Annotated in this window: 16 protein-coding genes; 6 read left to right on the top strand and 10 right to left on the bottom strand. The window is 38.2% G+C overall.

Going from position 1 to position 16,956, the window contains the following annotated elements:
• Positions 1-2: 2 nt before the first annotated feature.
• The 9 genes from KHA88_RS10030 to nadB form a co-directional block, all read right to left on the bottom strand.
• Positions 3-1,919: an ABC transporter permease gene (locus KHA88_RS10030; RefSeq protein ID WP_213121829.1), complete on the bottom strand. Its 1,917-nt coding sequence runs from the start codon at positions 1,917-1,919 to the stop codon at positions 3-5.
• Positions 1,906-2,682 (bottom strand): ABC transporter ATP-binding protein, encoded by a 777-nt coding sequence (locus KHA88_RS10025; protein WP_213107544.1) that lies wholly within the window; start codon positions 2,680-2,682, stop codon positions 1,906-1,908. The genes KHA88_RS10030 and KHA88_RS10025 overlap by 14 nt, the downstream gene beginning before the upstream one ends.
• A gap of 216 nt (positions 2,683-2,898) precedes the next feature.
• Complete coding sequence (locus tag KHA88_RS20975) at positions 2,899-3,087, bottom strand: hypothetical protein (RefSeq protein WP_249313023.1); 189 nt, start codon at positions 3,085-3,087, stop codon at positions 2,899-2,901.
• A gap of 147 nt (positions 3,088-3,234) precedes the next feature.
• Positions 3,235-3,546: an MATE family efflux transporter gene (locus KHA88_RS20970; RefSeq protein ID WP_249305992.1), complete on the bottom strand. Its 312-nt coding sequence runs from the start codon at positions 3,544-3,546 to the stop codon at positions 3,235-3,237.
• Between the two features lie 81 nt (positions 3,547-3,627).
• Positions 3,628-4,335 carry a DNA alkylation repair protein gene (locus KHA88_RS10015; RefSeq protein WP_213107542.1) on the bottom strand — a complete coding sequence of 236 codons (708 nt, stop codon included), beginning with the start codon at positions 4,333-4,335 and terminating at the stop codon, positions 3,628-3,630.
• A 191-nt stretch (positions 4,336-4,526) separates the two neighbouring features.
• The gene (locus KHA88_RS10010) at positions 4,527-6,308 is read right to left on the bottom strand and encodes a DUF4153 domain-containing protein (RefSeq protein ID WP_213121828.1); all 1,782 of its coding nucleotides are present in this window, start codon (positions 6,306-6,308) and stop codon (positions 4,527-4,529) included.
• Between the two features lie 291 nt (positions 6,309-6,599).
• Positions 6,600-7,559 (bottom strand): quinolinate synthase NadA, encoded by a 960-nt coding sequence (gene nadA / locus KHA88_RS10005; protein ID WP_213107537.1) that lies wholly within the window; start codon positions 7,557-7,559, stop codon positions 6,600-6,602.
• A gap of 50 nt (positions 7,560-7,609) precedes the next feature.
• Entirely contained in the window at positions 7,610-8,446 is an 837-nt protein-coding gene (gene nadC, locus KHA88_RS10000; protein ID WP_213121827.1) for a carboxylating nicotinate-nucleotide diphosphorylase, read from the bottom strand.
• Positions 8,415-9,992 (bottom strand): L-aspartate oxidase, encoded by a 1,578-nt coding sequence (nadB, locus tag KHA88_RS09995; protein WP_213121826.1) that lies wholly within the window; start codon positions 9,990-9,992, stop codon positions 8,415-8,417. The genes nadC and nadB overlap by 32 nt, the downstream gene beginning before the upstream one ends.
• Positions 9,993-10,321: 329 nt before the next feature.
• Here nadB and KHA88_RS09990 point away from each other — a divergent pair, with 329 nt between their 5' ends.
• The 5 genes from KHA88_RS09990 (at position 10,322) to KHA88_RS09970 (ending at position 14,219) form a co-directional block, all read left to right on the top strand.
• On the top strand, positions 10,322-11,773 hold the full coding sequence (locus KHA88_RS09990) for a L,D-transpeptidase family protein (protein ID WP_430413698.1): 1,452 nt from the start codon (positions 10,322-10,324) through the stop codon (positions 11,771-11,773).
• Between the two features lie 100 nt (positions 11,774-11,873).
• Entirely contained in the window at positions 11,874-12,317 is a 444-nt protein-coding gene (locus KHA88_RS09985; protein ID WP_213121824.1) for a GNAT family N-acetyltransferase, read from the top strand.
• A 456-nt stretch (positions 12,318-12,773) separates the two neighbouring features.
• Positions 12,774-13,220, top strand: coding sequence for a hypothetical protein (locus tag KHA88_RS09980; RefSeq protein ID WP_213107533.1), 447 nt, complete (start codon positions 12,774-12,776; stop codon positions 13,218-13,220).
• Positions 13,221-13,222: 2 nt separating this feature from the next.
• Positions 13,223-13,447 (top strand): helix-turn-helix transcriptional regulator, encoded by a 225-nt coding sequence (locus tag KHA88_RS09975; protein ID WP_213098739.1) that lies wholly within the window; start codon positions 13,223-13,225, stop codon positions 13,445-13,447.
• Positions 13,448-13,493: 46 nt separating this feature from the next.
• Entirely contained in the window at positions 13,494-14,219 is a 726-nt protein-coding gene (locus KHA88_RS09970) for a DUF4386 domain-containing protein (RefSeq protein ID WP_213098740.1), read from the top strand.
• Between the two features lie 120 nt (positions 14,220-14,339).
• Here KHA88_RS09970 and KHA88_RS09965 read toward each other — a convergent pair whose 3' ends face one another.
• Positions 14,340-14,837 (bottom strand): hypothetical protein, encoded by a 498-nt coding sequence (locus KHA88_RS09965; RefSeq protein WP_213098741.1) that lies wholly within the window; start codon positions 14,835-14,837, stop codon positions 14,340-14,342.
• Positions 14,838-15,204: 367 nt separating this feature from the next.
• On the opposite strand from KHA88_RS09965, the gene KHA88_RS09960 reads away from it, so the two are divergent.
• Positions 15,205-16,812, top strand: coding sequence for a glycoside hydrolase (locus KHA88_RS09960; protein WP_213121823.1), 1,608 nt, complete (start codon positions 15,205-15,207; stop codon positions 16,810-16,812).
• Positions 16,813-16,956 lie beyond the last annotated feature (144 nt).

The raw sequence follows: 16,956 nt of genomic DNA, 5'->3' as shown, positions 1-16,956 counted from the left end.
TTTTATTGATTTACAATTGTGTAATATTTTCTCAGCGTAATCAAATAGTAAATAAAGTAGATTGTCATATAAATAGCGATGGTACTTAGAAACGGCAGCAGCATATTCATTTTTGAAAACCTTGCCAGTGCTGTGATTAAAAATGAACTGTTAGGTATGGCAAGCACCAATGGTAGTAAAAAGACGGGCAATAATTGCTTGGCGATTGTTACTTGAATTTGCTTTCGGCTCATTCCAATATTTTTTAATACTTGATAACGCCCTTGATCAGCAATTGCTTCGGTTAGCTGTTTATAATGCAGCATGCTGCCTGTTGCGAGCAAAAATACTATTCCTAAAAATGCACCAATGAAAATAAGCAGCCCATAAGTTTGAACTCCTTTCTGATACTGAAGAAAGAAGGAGGAAAATATAATTGGATGGCCATTAATATCTTTTAGTGCCGCATTTTCAATCGCTTTCATTAATGTATCCATTGATTTATCATTTTTTAATTTATATAGTTGCATTTCTTTAACAATTGCATGCTTTTTAAGCTGCCGATACAAAGTATCATTGATTACTACAGGGAAAGCATAATAGGTTTGATTTAACAGCATCTTCTCTTCATATTTCTGGATCCTAACATGGTGATCCATAATCGAAATGCTTTTACCAGTATAAGGATCCGTATTTTGATTCATATTTCCATCATTAAATACAATTGCTTGATCTTTTCCAATGCCCTCAATCTCGTTATTTCCCATTTTTTTAGCCAATCTATGATATTCATTTTCCGATAGAAGAATAATCGGAAATTGATCTGGCCACCTTTTTGTTTCAGATAGATCTCCCTCAACCTGCAAATACTCCACTCGATCCGAGAAAATAATTTGATGTTCTCCGCTATCATTAATTAAGGTGGCGATTTGTTTATCCGTTTCGGTATTTTGTGATGTATACATGAGACTTAACGGATTTTGCTCTTCAACTATTGTCGTTAAATTATGATGTAAGCTGAAAATAGCTCCCAAAGCAAAAAGTGTAACTGTACTCAATAAAGCAATCATGGCTAAGATGAGCATATTGCCCTTCATACGAAAGCGTAAATGAGAAACGCTGATTAAATTTGTCCCCTTATAATAAGCACCTCCCATTTTCATCACTATTTCTAAAAGGACTGAGAATACGGAACGAATAAATAGGAAAGATCCAATTAAAATCATGAATAGTGAAAATAGGACAACTGTGAATCCATATTCTTTGTAGATTGTAGTGTTACTAGGTTGAAGCAGAAGATAATATCCTATTCCAAGCGCAAATAGTGAGCCTAAAGCGGCAAGCTTTGAAGCCTTAAGCTGCTTTTCCCCCTGTTTATCTGCTTTTAGAAGATCCAATAACGTATATCGATAAATGATCCGATAATTATGAAATGAGGTAACTACAATGATCGCCATAAAAACGATTAAGGTTTGAATAATCGCTTCAGGAGCTACCTCAAAATTTGCGATGATTGAGAATCCCATTAGTTTGATTAACAACATTGCAAATAATTTCGATAAAAGGGCGCCAATTGCCATCCCAATCCCGAGTGCAACGCATCCCATAATCAAGTTTTCATAGAATAGAAGTCTTGCAATCTGTTTCTTCCGCATCCCAAACAAGGAATATAAAGCGACCTCTTTTTTCCGCTTTCTTATAAAAAAATCATTTGAATACCATATAAAAATCGCTGAAAATAGTAACAACAAAACAGATGCCGACATAAAGGCGGGCTGGACTTTCCCAAGGACTGTCGCCGATTCGCTAATTTGGTTGTTGTACTGGAGCGAAACAAATGTAAAGTAAATAACGATGCTGAATACCATCGGATAAAAATAGAGCATATATTGTTTCGTATTCGTCTTAATATTCTTTTTTGCAAGGCTAAATAACGTCATGATGCCCACCTCCCCCAAGGGTTGCGAGGATATCAATAATTTGCTCGAAAAAGTGCTTGCGGCTTTGTTCTCCCTTCCTTATTTCAGTAAAAATCGATCCATCTTTAATAAATAGGACACGGCTGCTAAAGCTTGCTGCATAAGCATCATGAGTGACCATTAAAATCGTAGCTTTTTCTCGTTGATTTAATTCGGCAAGTGTACCGAGCAGCATAAAAGCGGACTTCGAATCTAATGCACCTGTTGGTTCATCAGCAAATATAAGGCTGGGATTCGTTATAATAGCTCTTGCTGTTGCCGTTCTTTGCTGCTCCCCTCCAGAAATATGATAAGGATAAGAATGTAAAATACCTTCAATTCCAAGCGCCATAGACACTTTTTTTATCCTATTTTCAATTTCTTGATGCGAAACATTCGCCAAGGAAAGTGGGAGGATAATATTTTCCTTTACAGTTAATGTTTCAATTAAATTATAATCCTGAAAAATAAAACCTAACTTATCCCTTCTAAAGTCAGCCAAATCTTCTTCTTTTAATTTGAGGATGCTTTGCCGGTCAATCTTAATTTCACCTGAAGTGGGAACATCAATCGTTGACAATACATTCAAAAGCGTCGATTTCCCTGCTCCAGATGGACCCATAATCCCAACAAATTCTCCTTCGTATACGTCTAGATCGACCTCATCCAATACTGTATGAATATTCCCTTTCGATCCGAATACTTTTTTTATATTTGCAGCTTCTAAAACTATTTGCTTTTCCATCTCATCATCCCTCGTTTTTTCTTATATATATAACAATAAAAGAAACGGATGGATGCAACCATAATTTATCCTTACAATTTATCCGCTATCCTTACAATTTTGTAACCTACGAATAACCTGGAAAATCAATTAGGATTACCAAGGTTTTTCCTTTTTTTTTTGGACATTTAACCTTATCAATCCATTGATAAAAAATCGCCCTGATGGACGATTTTTTTAAATATCACTTTCTACCATTTTTAACTTAATTGTATTCCAATCAGTCCGATAAAAACAGATCATCACGCTAATTCCAAATGCTGTTAGATATTTATATAATGATATCCACGCGCCAACACTGCCAAGATTTAGTGTAAAGGTTAATACATAGCTGAGTGGGATGAATAATACCCACCCAAGTATCAATGAAATCTTCAGTAAAAACAAGCGTCGCCGATTCCTCTAAGACCGCCGGCATAGAAATTTAATAGTCCATCAAACAACTGTAAAAACGCAGAGATCATAATTAATTTAGCTGCTAATTGATACACCAAAGGATCTTAGGTATAAATCTTAGCAATTGGTTCTGACAGATAAAATTGAATAACACCGAGAATGAGTAGAGAAAACCATCGCAAAAAAACGAATTTTTAAATAACTTTTTCCCTCCTCGATCATTCCGGGAGAACTTCCCAACACCTTAAAAATTGCTTCCGGGAAGAGTAATCCAACTAATAAAATAAATGCACTGGCAGCTAAACAAAGATAAAAGGCAATGTATGTTCGTTCGATGCCTTTCTTCATATTGTTTGAACCAAAATTTTGGGCAACTAAGTAATTGGTCGTATGCCCGATCCCCGAAAACAATGCCCAGGCATTATACATAATAATTTTAAAAAAGGCATCAATCCATTTTGGATCAACGCCCTCAATAATTGAATATTGTTCGAGATGTGAGGCTAATGTTTAACATCTTACATATTTGCGTTTGAATCCAATCCTACCTTTATCTACTTCCTTTTGAATGCTTTCGTAAGCGTGTAGGAAACTGCTTTTTTTCTTGTCTCGTTTGACTTCTACTGTACCCACTTCCTTTGCAGTTTCGACCGCCTTTTCATGGAGCGGCAAATATGATACTCCCACGGTGTATAGAAAATTATTCATTGAAGCTTTTGTTCGTTCTGGAGAATCGTGAATGGTGTTTTTAACTGTTTCAAGCATGTTGGCAATCTTGCTCTCGGAAAACTCGAAGTCCTTGCGATTACCTAAAAGCCAACAGTAGCAACTCCAGCCCGCTGACATTCTTAGCTCTTCACCGCTTGCGATCCATCGATCGGCAACTTCTTGTGCCATATCTGCTTCCGCTAAAGTTACTGCTACCACATAATCGGACAGCATATAAAAATAGGCCGAATCCATCCAACGGTCAAAATCCGATTCAGTCATTTCCTTTGGATCTGCAATAATGCCTGCAAAGTACATGGCGTCGTAGTTCCCTGTGGCATAAAGCTCTTCAGCTAAAGTTTGATTAATTTTTATTTTCTTAGCTATTGGCTTCATTGCACCTGTTGCTACGCCAAAAAGCGGCTCATGCGCACCATTGGATATGTATATTTTTTTAGTTCGTTCCTTGCCAAGGGCTTCAAGCTCCTGCATAACCATTTCTAAATTCATGTTTAGCACTTCCTTCTTTTTGGAGTTTTTCTCCTAATATTTTGCCCATCAAATACATCACTATTATCCTATAACAAACTACCATTTGTCAGAAAAACAATGGGAACTGCGGGACACAAAAAAAAAAGACACGTAGAGAAAGATCCCTACATGCTTCTGTACTGTCATAGTATTTAGGTGTTGCCGGACCCTTACTTGATTTTAAGGAAAACAAATAGATCTGCATTGTATTGAGAACCATAGTTGTCAACGGAATTGGCTAGAATGGTCATTTTGACTTGGTCATTTTCCTGGGTAACCATCAATTTCTCTGCAGTTAACATGTCTTCTTTTCCTGAATCACCCTCAAGCTGGTTCTCAAAAATTTGATCAATCGCTTTCTTCATATCAAATCGGAGCAATTCTTTATTTTCTTCATCTACTAAAATAAGATTCTCACTGTCATTCTTTAATGTGTATGTTTGGCTGTCTATTTCAATGGGTATTTTCAAATCGGTTTGGGACCCTTGAAAATACAAATGAATCATACGGTCGTAATTCTCAATATTTACTGCAGGGCTGCGTTCCCAATCGAGGTGAGCAAATTTCCCTTCCGTTCGATCGCTTGGTTGATCATATGTTTCTTCGAATCCGAACGTCTTACTAAAATTATCATAGTAAAATATTTTTTCCGGCAGCCAATCGATTTCATCCGTATAGTTCAGGTTATTTAAATAACTGACTGTCCTCGTAATCATCCGCTTATCTTCAATAGAAATATTCGGATTTGGTACAACTTTACCATTTTCAAGCATATTGTTTTCCACGAGTGTTTTCTCCAGTAAATTGATTTGATTCACCTTACTCACTGTATAAGCATCGATCGGTGGAATGATCGAAACGGCAGAAAAGACAATCAAGACAGCAGCAACCAGTCCATTTTTTCTGATCGGAAAAAAGCTGAAGATAATTCCTGATATTGTGGCAAAAATACCGAACATGATCGCGTAATAGCGTCCATGGGTGATGCCGATTTCGCCGATCTTTAAAATGGATGCAAGCGTTTGAAATAACACGATCGGTATTAATATTTTTGGGAAAATCAATCTAAATAGACTGGCAAACTTATTCTCCAAATGACTGGCAAGAATGTTAACAAAAATGACGATAATGGCGTAAGAAACCAACATCGGCTCCAATAAATTATTCGTCCAAAAGCTGCCATGAATGTTTAATAGAACATATGCCAAAAGAATAATTGTGTACACAGCCGTCAGCGGAATAATAATATAAGAAATCAAGACTCCTAATGTTTTAGGACAGATAATCGCTTTCTCGACTCTTTCCTTTCGGATGCTCAACTCCTCAGCTGAAAGATGACTGTTCTTTTTGCCTTGATAAGGAGGAGTAAAGGACAAGAAGAAAATAGGGGCAAACAAGGAATAGACGATATTCAGGACATGGGCAATTGCTTTATGATTCACTGGAAAAAGCAGCTCGTCAATCGCGAAGATAATTAAACTTAAGCCACCTGCGATCACAGATGTAAAGAGCAAGGTGATAAAGAAAGCTTTAAACGCAGACATAAAACTCTCGTTAAACGAGATCTTGCTTTTGATCGATGGAATCCAAATAAAGGCCATGACGAGGGCAAACATAGTCACACTCGTTTTCGTAGCAATTTCTTCATTAAAGGTGGATGCCGAATGGATAGCTAAATAATAGCCCGCAGTGAGCAGAATCGCTCCACCCATAAGCATGACTCGTTCACTGACTTTCGTGAAGAAGCGTTCATAAACATGTTGACCGATAACGCTGAGCAATGCGCCAACAATAAAAGTAAATAAATATTTTAAATAGGCTTCTATTTCATTGTTAATCACATTTACATTTACGGTAGCAATGGCTAAAAGAAAGAGAATCGTTAAAGGATAACGGTTAACAGCCCCGATAAGACCGACCAACTTATTTTGAAAAGCTTTCATCACTTTCATCAGCTTCACCTTCCTTCTTTGTTCTAGATGGCTCTAACAGAAGACTTTCTGTTTTTAAACTCGGATGCCAATCATCTATAGGCTTTTCCTCCTTTAACTTTATAATATACCCTATAAAAAGGATACCAGATTCATACATGGTTTTAACATTTAATTTTTCCTCCGTCTATTGCCTTATAAAAAAAAGACGATACCAAATATAATATTCGGAATCGCCTTTTAATAAATCTCCTATCCTAGTGAGAATTCATCGTCACATATTCAAATAGGATTATTTTTATATTGAATCCTTTAGCCGATGGAAATCATCCGCTCAATAGAAAGCTTTGCCTTTTCAGCCGTGTCTGCAGGAACTGTGATCACATGTTTGTTTTCTTTTAAAGCGTCTAAAACTTTTTCAAGGGTGATCATTTTCATAAAAGGACAAACGGCTTGTCGATTGGCAGGGACAAAACGTTTTTCGGGATTTTGCTTTTGCATCTGATGAATAATCCCTACTTCTGTTGCGACGATGAATTCATCGGCTTGAGAATCTTTCGAGTGTTTTAGCATATTACCCGTCGATAGAATATGGGTTTTATCTTTTGGCAGAATACCTTCAGACATTAAATACATGCTAGAGGTAGAACAGCCGCATTCTGGGTGCACAAGCAATTCAGCTTCCGGGTGCTCAGTAAGAACATCCTCTACATGCTCTGGGGCAATTCCTGCATGAACGTGGCATTCCCCCATCCAAATATGCATGTTTTCACGGCCTGTTTCCCGCTGGACGAAAGAACCAAGAAACATATCCGGCAAGAAAAGGATCTCTTTATCTTCAGGGATAGACCGGACAATATCCACAGCGTTGGAAGAGGTACAACAATAATCACTTTCTGCCTTCACTTCAGCGGTAGTATTCACATATGCAACAACAACTGCGCCAGGATGCTCGGCTTTCCATGCACGAAGCTGGTCCGCTGTAATGGAATCAGCTAAAGAGCAGCCTGCTTCCAGGTCTGGGAGAAGCACCGTTTTCTCAGGATTCAACATCGCAGCCGTTTCCGCCATAAAGTGGACACCGCAGAACACAATGACGTCAGCTGAAGTTTCTGCCGCGGCTCGTGCAAGTTGAAGCGAATCACCCAACACGTCCGCAATATCTTGAATCTCAGGCAGTTGATAATTGTGAGCGAGTAAAATCGCATTACGCTTCTCTTTCCACTCTTGAATTTCCTCAATTAAGCCGCTTTTCATTTCAATTACTGTCATTTAAATCCCTTCCTATCTTTTTTTATGTTCTATTACGAAAACTTTTTTCATCAATCAAGTACGACTTTGACACTAATATCAAGTGCTTTATATGAATGAGTCAAAAAACCAAGAGAAATATAATGAACACCGGAATCACGATAGGAAGCTAAATTGTTTAATTGGATCCCGCCGGACGCTTCCGTAATAATATGGGCAGGCACTAATTGTATGAACTCCTTTATTTCATCAGGAGTACGGTTATCAAACATAATCACGTCCACGCCCGCTTCCACCGCTTCGATGACTTGTTCTTTTGACTCTGTTTCCACTTCTATTTTGATCATATGTCCTGCATGCTCACGCACCGATTCTACTGCACGTTTAATAGAGCCCGCGAATGCGATATGATTGTCCTTGATCATCACTCCATCATAAAGACCATATCGATGATTGTAACCCCCACCACAACGGACAGCGTATTTTTCAAGCATTCGAAGTCCAGGCGTCGTTTTTCTCGTATCGCAAATCCTTGTATAAGAGCTATCCAGCGTCTCTACCGCTTTTCTTGTTAAGGTAGATATTCCACTCATGCGCTGAACAAGATTAAGGACAACCCTTTCTCCTTTTAAAAGGGCGGCAATTTCCCCTTTAACAACAGCCAATTGCTGCCCAACTTCAATTGGATCGCCATCTTTAACAAACAAATGGATGTCAGTGGCAGCATCCAAAAGGTGAAACCCCGTCCTAATTATTTCCTCACCGCAAAAAACGCCCTTTTCCTTTGCTAAAAAGACGATTTTCCCTTTTGTATCATCGGGAAAAATCAAATCTGTTGTTACATCCTGTTCCCCAATATCTTCAATAAAAAATTGCTCAATTAACGAGCGCAGTTTCAACGTGTTCATGAGTATTTGCCACTTCTCCTTTGCGCGTTTGAATGATTGTTTTCTTAAACCAGTTCTCATCATCTTCATACGGAAAGTCAGTTCTAAAATGACCGCCGCGACTTTCAGTCCGACTAAGTGCTGCTTCCGTAATGAGGTAGGCATTGATATACATAAAAATAGACGTTATATCTCGAATTGAATAAGAATCAAGCTCTGTTAAATTTAAATGTAATTGCTGCAGCCAATTTTTCTGTTTTTCTAAGAGCTCTTTGGATCGGACAATACCGACCCTTTTCATCATCGTATCCTTTAAGACTTGGATATTTGGAAGCACCACTTTTTTTGCCAGAATGGACTGTAAAGGTTTAGACAGCTCTCGAATTGGTTGGCTTTCTGCATGTGAATTAATCCATTGGGAGAGCTTCTTTCCTTGATAAAGGCCTTCTAAAATGGAGTTGCTTGCCAATCGATTTGCGCCGTGAAGACCGGTACATGCCGCCTCTCCAATTGCAAATAATCCATGTAATGAAGTACGTCCAATTAAATCAGTTTTAATCCCACCCATTAAAAAATGACTGCCAGGAACAATGGGAATTTTTCCATCTGATAGATGAATGCCATTTTCCCGACAATTAGCTGTGATTGTAGGGAATCTCTTTTCAAAGTTTTTTATACTTTTAATATCTAAATATATGTCATGGCCCTTTTCGATATAGTCGAAGATTGTTTGCGAAACAATATGTCTTGGTGCAAGATCTTTTAATGGATGGACGCCCTCCATAATCGGAGATCCCTCCCCTGTTACTAGAATCGCGCCTTCACCTCTTACTGCTTCCGAAATTAACCCTTTCGTCTCCCCATCTTTATATAAGAGGGTTGGATGAAACTGGATAAATTCCATATCGACAATGTCTGCCCCTGCCAAATAGGCCATCGCGATCCCATCACCCGTTACAGTTTCCGCATTTGAAGTAAAGGGATATAATTGGCCGCAGCCACCTGTAGCAAGAATCACATAATCCCCGTAAAAAAAATGAATTGCCCCATCATCGTCTTTAGCTTTTACGCCAATACAGCGTTTCTCCTGATGATCAATGATTAATTCATAAGCAAAAACATTCTCTTCAACTTTAATATTTTCAGTTAAGTTACTAATCAAGTAATCTATTACATTTTTTCCCGTTGCATCGCCGCCACTATGGACGATTCTTTTTTCACTATGAGCCCCTTCCAGTCCGAGCAGTATATTTCCATGTTGATCTTTGTCAAAAATTTCACCTTGTTGAGCAAGGTCATGAATAAGGGTAGGAGCTTCGTTCAATATTTCACGAACCGATTCCTCATGATTATGAAATCGCCCTGCCCGAAGAGTATCTGCGAAATGCTTCGAAGCATTGTCTTGAACCCCGATGGCAGCAGCAATCCCACCTTGTGCCAAATAAGAATTTGCATGTGTTATATGTGATTTTGTTAAAATCCTCACATTTTTGTCGCGGCTAATTAATGTCGCTAACTGTAAAGCCGCAACGCCACTCCCAATAATAAGGACGTCATTTGCTCTCATGATGTAAACCCCCAAGGTTATCACCTGTCATGACACCTATATTTACATAGTTTTAAACTAAAAACAAGATGTTTTAAAAAAATTGTGATTGGAGTCTCAAGGAAGGAAGCTAAACTCCCAGGGAAAGTATGTCATGAGCATTGATTCGTGAAATATATGTCATATTTTAACGGAGAAAAATTTAATGTTTTTACAAAATATGACACATTCCTCACTTAAATTCTTGTAATATAGTAGTAATAGTTTTAATAGTAATGTAAAATATTCAAAAGTTCATAAGATTAAGCCTGTTAGACATTAATATCAATGGTTAACAAATAGCGGAGGGAATGTGTATGGGTGAGTTACAACAACCTATTTTAGAAATTGAAACAAAACGGGGGAATCGATACAAGCCGCAGGGAAAACGTTATCTGATTGTTATTGGAACGATCATTATAATCATTGCACTAATCGTTGCGGGAATGAGCTATTATCAGGCAACTCGCTTCAATTCAAAGATAATGGTTAATAACATACAAGTCGGTGGACTGACTGCTGATAAGGCAATAAATAAATTAAGTTCAACTAAATTAACAAACAGAGTGTATATAGGTGAAGAGCTCATTTTAGATGAAAATGAAACTGAAATGGCATTTTCCGATCAAGATAAGTCTGAGATTAAGAAATTATTAAAAAGTCAGTGGACGTTTTTTCCTTCCTTTGAGGAAAAAAATTATTGGCTGATACCGAAAAATAAGGATGAGTTTCGAAGCGAAACGTTGCCAAAGCAACTGGAAGAAAAGCTCCAATCCTTAAATGAGAGCTTAAAAGCACCCGAAGATGCAGAGGTGAAATTGGTAGGGGGTAAAATTGTCGTCTCCAATAGTGATCATGGGGAACAGTACAATATTGCCGCTATATTAAAAGATTTTAAGAAACAGAAATATACAAGTGAAATTCATCTGCAACCTGTATTCACCCAGCCAATCGCGGAGGATAGTCCGATTATAAAAGAAGAAGAGAGTAAGTATCGGGATTTCTTGGCACGAACAGTTGATTATAAGGTACAGGACAAAGTGTATACGTTAAAAGCCAGTGAATTAATTAAAGATGCTTCTATTTCAAAAGATATGAAAGTGACAATCACCGCAAGTGATATTAAGAAAAAAATAGATGAAATCAATCAATCTCAATCTACATTAAATAAAAATTTTACATTTAAGACCCATTCAGGTAAGGTCATTTCGGTAAAAGGGCAAGGCTATGGCTGGGCATTAGATGTTGAAAAAGAGGCGGCGCTTGTTCAGAAAGCTTTTGAAAAAGAAACGAAATCAATTTCCGCCTCTAATATTTACGGCCATGGCTGGACGAATGAAGGCATTGGCTATGAAACTACAAAGAATAATGGCATTGGCAACACGTATGCGGAAGTTTCCATTGCGGACCAGCATATTTGGATATATAAAAATGGAAAATTAGTCGTTAACACACATGTAGTGACCGGCAAACATAGCACCGGTGAGGATACATCTCCTGGAGTTTGGTATATCCTTTTTAAACGTACTGGGTATACACTTACGGGCAGTGCTGTAGGGAAGCCTGATTATGCCATCAAGGTCAATTACTGGGCTCCGTTTACAAATAGCGGGCAAGGATTCCACGATGCCAGCTGGCGAACAAACTGGGCAGGTAATGCCTATCTTTCAGATGGTTCGGGCGGCTGCGTCAACACGCCCCCTAGTGTGATGAAAATGGTGTATGATAATCTCGATACTTACGATCCGGTTGTTATTTATTAAGAAGGACGGGTCTCTTGCTTCCTAACAAGGAAGTTCAAGAACCGTCCCTTTTCTTTTTCTTGATTATCATCCCTACATAAAACGGAAGGATTGTTGAAGTATGTTGCATTTAGAAACGATTACGAAAGACAATTGGCTGAAGGCCATTTCGCTGCGCGTCAGGGAAGATCAACTAAAGTTTGTGGCATCAAATGCGGTATCACTGGCCCAGTTGAATTTTCTTGAAAATTTTCAGGCAAAAGGAATCTTTCTCGGCGAGGAAATGATTGGTTTCGCACTCTATGGAATCGATGAAGACGACCATGATTACTGGATTTATCGAATGATGATTGATCAAAAACATCAAGGGAAAGGGTATGGAAAAAAAGCGATTCAACTCGTGATAGACGATATCAGGGACATAAAAGAGGATCGCCATCAAACCATCAAACTGTCTTATGAACCAACTAATGAACACGCAAAACGCGTTTACGAAAAAATAGGTTTCCAAGAAATAGACGGGCTGCTTATCGGAAACGAACAAGTGTCCCGCTTTACGCTTTAACATGAAAAAGCTGACGATGACAATATAGTCAAGTCAGCTTTTTTTGATGACATAAATATTCCCACATTTGCTCGTCCATCTAGAAATCATCAAAGAGCACGCATCATATACCCAAGTAAGGTTTCAAGCATATAAAATAGTGCCTGTCACTCCCCGAATAATGTCGATGAATTTGACAAAATACGGGAATTGGCAGGCACTTATTAGTGGTACGTTCTGCTTTCTGTTGATGATTTTCAGCTCAGAAAATCGGTTATGCCGTTGTTCGTTTATTAAAACTCAGCTATCAAGTTGAATCACCGGAAGGTCGGAATACTGCCTAATAGGGGTATCCGGCCAATTTTTATGTAAATTATAAATTAAAGTAAAATATACAAAACAAAATGTAAACTTTCCTTTACATGGTGAATACAATACATTACAAGATGTAAAAATAACCATACGGGAGATGTAAACATGACATATCAAGAAAAGAAAAGTATCGTATCTTTGATCGGCGCCATACTTATATTCGTATCTTATTGCTTGTACATGTACCCTCAGTACCCTGAAGGGGGTCTGGAGTCGATTGAAACCTTTCGCTATTGGGGATCATTCGTCCTCATCTTGACTCTAGTTTCCATAATTGCACACATCATTATCAGCATTATTTTTAACATTGTCTTTAGAATGACGACAAGAGAAAAGGAACCCAGATTTGCGGATGAACTGGATAAATTGATTGAATTGAAAGCATTCCGAAATTCTTTTTTTGTGTTTATCCTCGGCTTTCTTGTTGCAATGGGATCGCTGATCATTTATCAGCCGTTACAGGTAATGTTCATTATCCTGATCTTTTCAGGATTCATTTCCGATGTAACTGGCTCCATTACGAAATTTTATCACTATCGGAGAGGAGTGTAAGAGTGGGCAAAAGTCTTGTCGGCAATCATATTCGAAAATTACGATTCAACCATGATGAAATGACCCAGCAGCAGTTGGCTGACAAGGTGGGAGTAACAAGACAAACGATTGTGGCACTTGAAAAGGGAAACTACTCCCCATCTCTAGAATTGGCTTTTCGAATTGCCCATGCCTTTAACCTACCTTTGGAAGAGGTATTCTTTTATGGGGACAACACCAAATTGTAGAAAATAGCTTTACCGTTTATGAAATTATTAAAAAGGCGGAGATAAAATGAATTCAAACAAAAAAGCGGCAAAAATTGTGGGAGTACTATTTATACTTGCAGCCGTAACGGCAATAATAGGTCTAATCTTGTACGACCCCATCCTAAACGGTCCCGATTACCTGATTAAAGGCAGCGAACATGCCAACCAAGTGATACTGGGAGCGATTATGGAATTAATTCTTGTCGTTTCAGCGGTTGGTACAGCGACGACAATGTTTCCATTTTTAAGAAAGTATAGTGAAACGATAGCTCTTTGGCATGTTTGCTTCAGGTTTCTAGAAGCGGTTGTCATTACCCTTGGTATAATAAGCATACTGTCCCTATTGACCTTAAGCCGGGAGTATGTAGCAGGAGGATCTCCAGATATCGCCTTTTATCAAGCCTCAGGTACTTTATTAAAAGCAATACATGGATGGACATTTTTGCTTGGCCCCAATTTCATGCTCGGTATCAATACAATGATGTACAGTTATATATTTTATAGATCCAAGCTCGTACCAAGTTTTATCCCCCTCTTAGGGATGACAGGGGCAACCCTAGTTTTAATTTGTGCCTTTTTAGTCATGTTCGGTGTTATTGAACAACTTTCTATTTTTGGTGGTCTATTGGCCCTGCCTATAGCCGCTAATGAAATGATTTTAGCAGTATGGCTCATCGTTAAAGGATTCAATGGATCTGCAATAGATTCCCTGTCTGCAAAAAAGAAAGTGTCGAGAAATTTTCATCTCTAGAATTTTGAATATTAATTAAGCAGGTGGTTTTTTCGTCATCATGCAAGAAAAGATGAAGCCGCTGAATTAAAACGGCTTCAATTTCTTTAAGCGTACGGCAATTCGATCGGTTTGTTTAGTCTAAAACTTCGTTTTAAATTTCTTAAACTCTTCTTCTGTTACTGCTTTAAACGTCAGTTTCTGGTCGGTTGTCCAAAAGGATAGATTCAAACCAACTGTAGCCCCTATAAAATTTCCTTCGAGCTTTGTTTTCTGCCCATCTACAGTGGTGAAGAATTCTACCATATGTCCGTCTGTTATTCCGTTCAAAACATATCTGGTTTCTTCGTATGGGTTGTTTTTATTCCCCGTGTCAGCCATCATAAGAAGAGAACCTGACAATTCACCTTGGAGCAAGGCTTCATCGATTTCCAGGAACAGCTGGTACTTTCCGTTCTCCTTGGTGTAAAGATATCCGTAAACACTGTTCAGCTCTGAAAAAAAAGTTCTTATACGATTCTTTTCTTTTTCTTCCGATCGATCAAGGGCTCTTTCTTGTTGCAATGATATCAACCAAATCGCTGCACCAATTAGCAATCCAATGAGTACCGCCACTCCCCAAAACTTTAATTTCCCCATTTTGCTTCCCCTCCTTTGCTCACCTTAGCCTGAAAACAAGAGCCTTTTTTTCATTTTATGAAATTTTTTACGGGTTGAGAATTAGGTATTAATACGGATTGAAACAGATTTCTATTTTATAGTAATATCAACTATGGGAGCGCTACCAATTGGTTTAAGAGAGTCATTTCACATTTGTTTTATAATTAAACTATAGAACCTCACATTACGCTAAGTCACCTACCAATACTTCACAACTTCTACTTCTAAGAAATTTTCTAACATTCTATTAGCAACTATTAAAAAACTTTTTCCTGAAGAAGGTGATTAAAAGAATCATCGCTATCGTATTTTTTTGACTAAAATGGTTTGGCGAAAGGAGAAAAAAATGACAAGCAATAAGAAAGGAAAATTAACAGTGGCATTATTTTTAAGTTTTTCATTGTTGGGGTCAACGGTTGGTCATGCAAAAGATAATAATTTAGCGGTTCCAAATGATAACAACGCCCAAGAGATTAATATAAATATAGAAAGAAAGTATCAGGAAATTGATGGATTTGGCGCTTCTGGCGCTTGGGCTTTAGATCCAATTGGTGCTGAATGGTCAGAAAAAAATAAGAATAAAGTGGCTGATTTGCTATTTTCACAAGACAAAGGAATCGGCTTATCGATGTGGCGTTTTAATGTTGGCGCTGGGAGCGAAGTGACAGATAAAGACATTATTAAGGATCGTTATAGGAGAGCAGAAAGTTTTAAAACTGCAGAAAACGAACCTTATGATTGGTCTAAACAAGCTGGACAGCAATGGTTTCTCCAAGCGGCAAAAGCACGGGGCGTTGAAGATTTTATTGCGTTTGTGAATAGTCCGCCTGTATGGATGACAAAGAATGGCCATGGGCAGCCTGATCCTTCTGTTGGCAGCACAAATCTAAAAGAAGAATATATAGATGACTTTGCCGTCTTTTTAGCTGATACTTTAGAACACTTTAAACAAGAACAATTGCCATTCGACTATATTAGTCCGATAAATGAGCCTACATGGGATTGGAACTACGCGGGGCAAGAAGGAAATCGCTACAATATTGACGATATGAAAAAAGTAGTAAGAGCTTTATATCATGAGCTGCAAAACCGTGGCCTTGAAACAGAAATTGATGCACCAGAAGCTGTCGAATATACCTCTTTGCTTGATGATGATATCTATTCCGCATTTACAGGGAGAACTAGCCGCTATAATAGTGGAAATGCGAGCGGTGCTTATCCCGGTAAATACCGAGAATATATTAAGGAGTTTTTAGGAGACAATGAAATAAAAGAGATGGTCGGCAACAAAATCAGTGCACATGCCTATTGGTCTGATTATTTTTCAGGGGTGGATCGTCTCATTCCTTTAAGAAAAAAAGTACGGGAAAATATAGAACGTTATGACCCGAATGCAAAAATATGGATGTCCGAATACTGCATTTTGGGAGGACATGGGCACGGCCGCGATCTATCGATGCAGACGGCACTTGATGTTGCTCGACTCATTCATTTTGACATGGTTGAAACACAAGCTTCGGCATGGCAATGGTGGCTGGCGATGTCTCCGTATGATTATAAGGATGGTTTGATCTACACGGATTACTTAAATCAAGGTGATGAAGAAACGATCATCGAATCTAAATTACTATGGACCTTAGGCAATTACAGTCGTTTTGTTAGGCCAGGAGCACATAGAGTTGACTTGCAAGGGGCAAACGATAAGGATGGCCTTATGAGTTCAGCTTATTATAAAGAAGAGAATAAACAACTTTCAATTGTTCTTGTAAATTACAGTGACGAAACAAAACCAGTACATTTAAATGTAGATGGTCTACCAGGAAATAAAAAAGCGATCCAATTTAAACCATATATAACTTCTGAAAACTATGATTTGGAACAAAAAAACTTATTCCCTGCACATAAAGTGTTTAATGTACCGCCTAGATCTGTGGTTACGTTAGTTTCTAAATAAATGGAAAGGAGCGGGGTTCCTTTTACCCTAAGGATGAAAAATCGTGGGTCAGGGTCAATCGAGCGGATTCCATTGCCCCTAATGATAAAAAATCATGTCTTAGAGTTAATCGAGCGCAGGTTCGATTGACCATAAAGATTAAGC

The organism is Lederbergia citrea (genome assembly GCF_018343525.1).
GTDB classification, from domain to species: Bacteria; Bacillota; Bacilli; order Bacillales; family Bacillaceae_C; genus Lederbergia; species Lederbergia citrea.
Note: the sequence above shows the minus strand (reverse complement) of the source record. Positions and strands in the feature narration are given on the sequence as shown.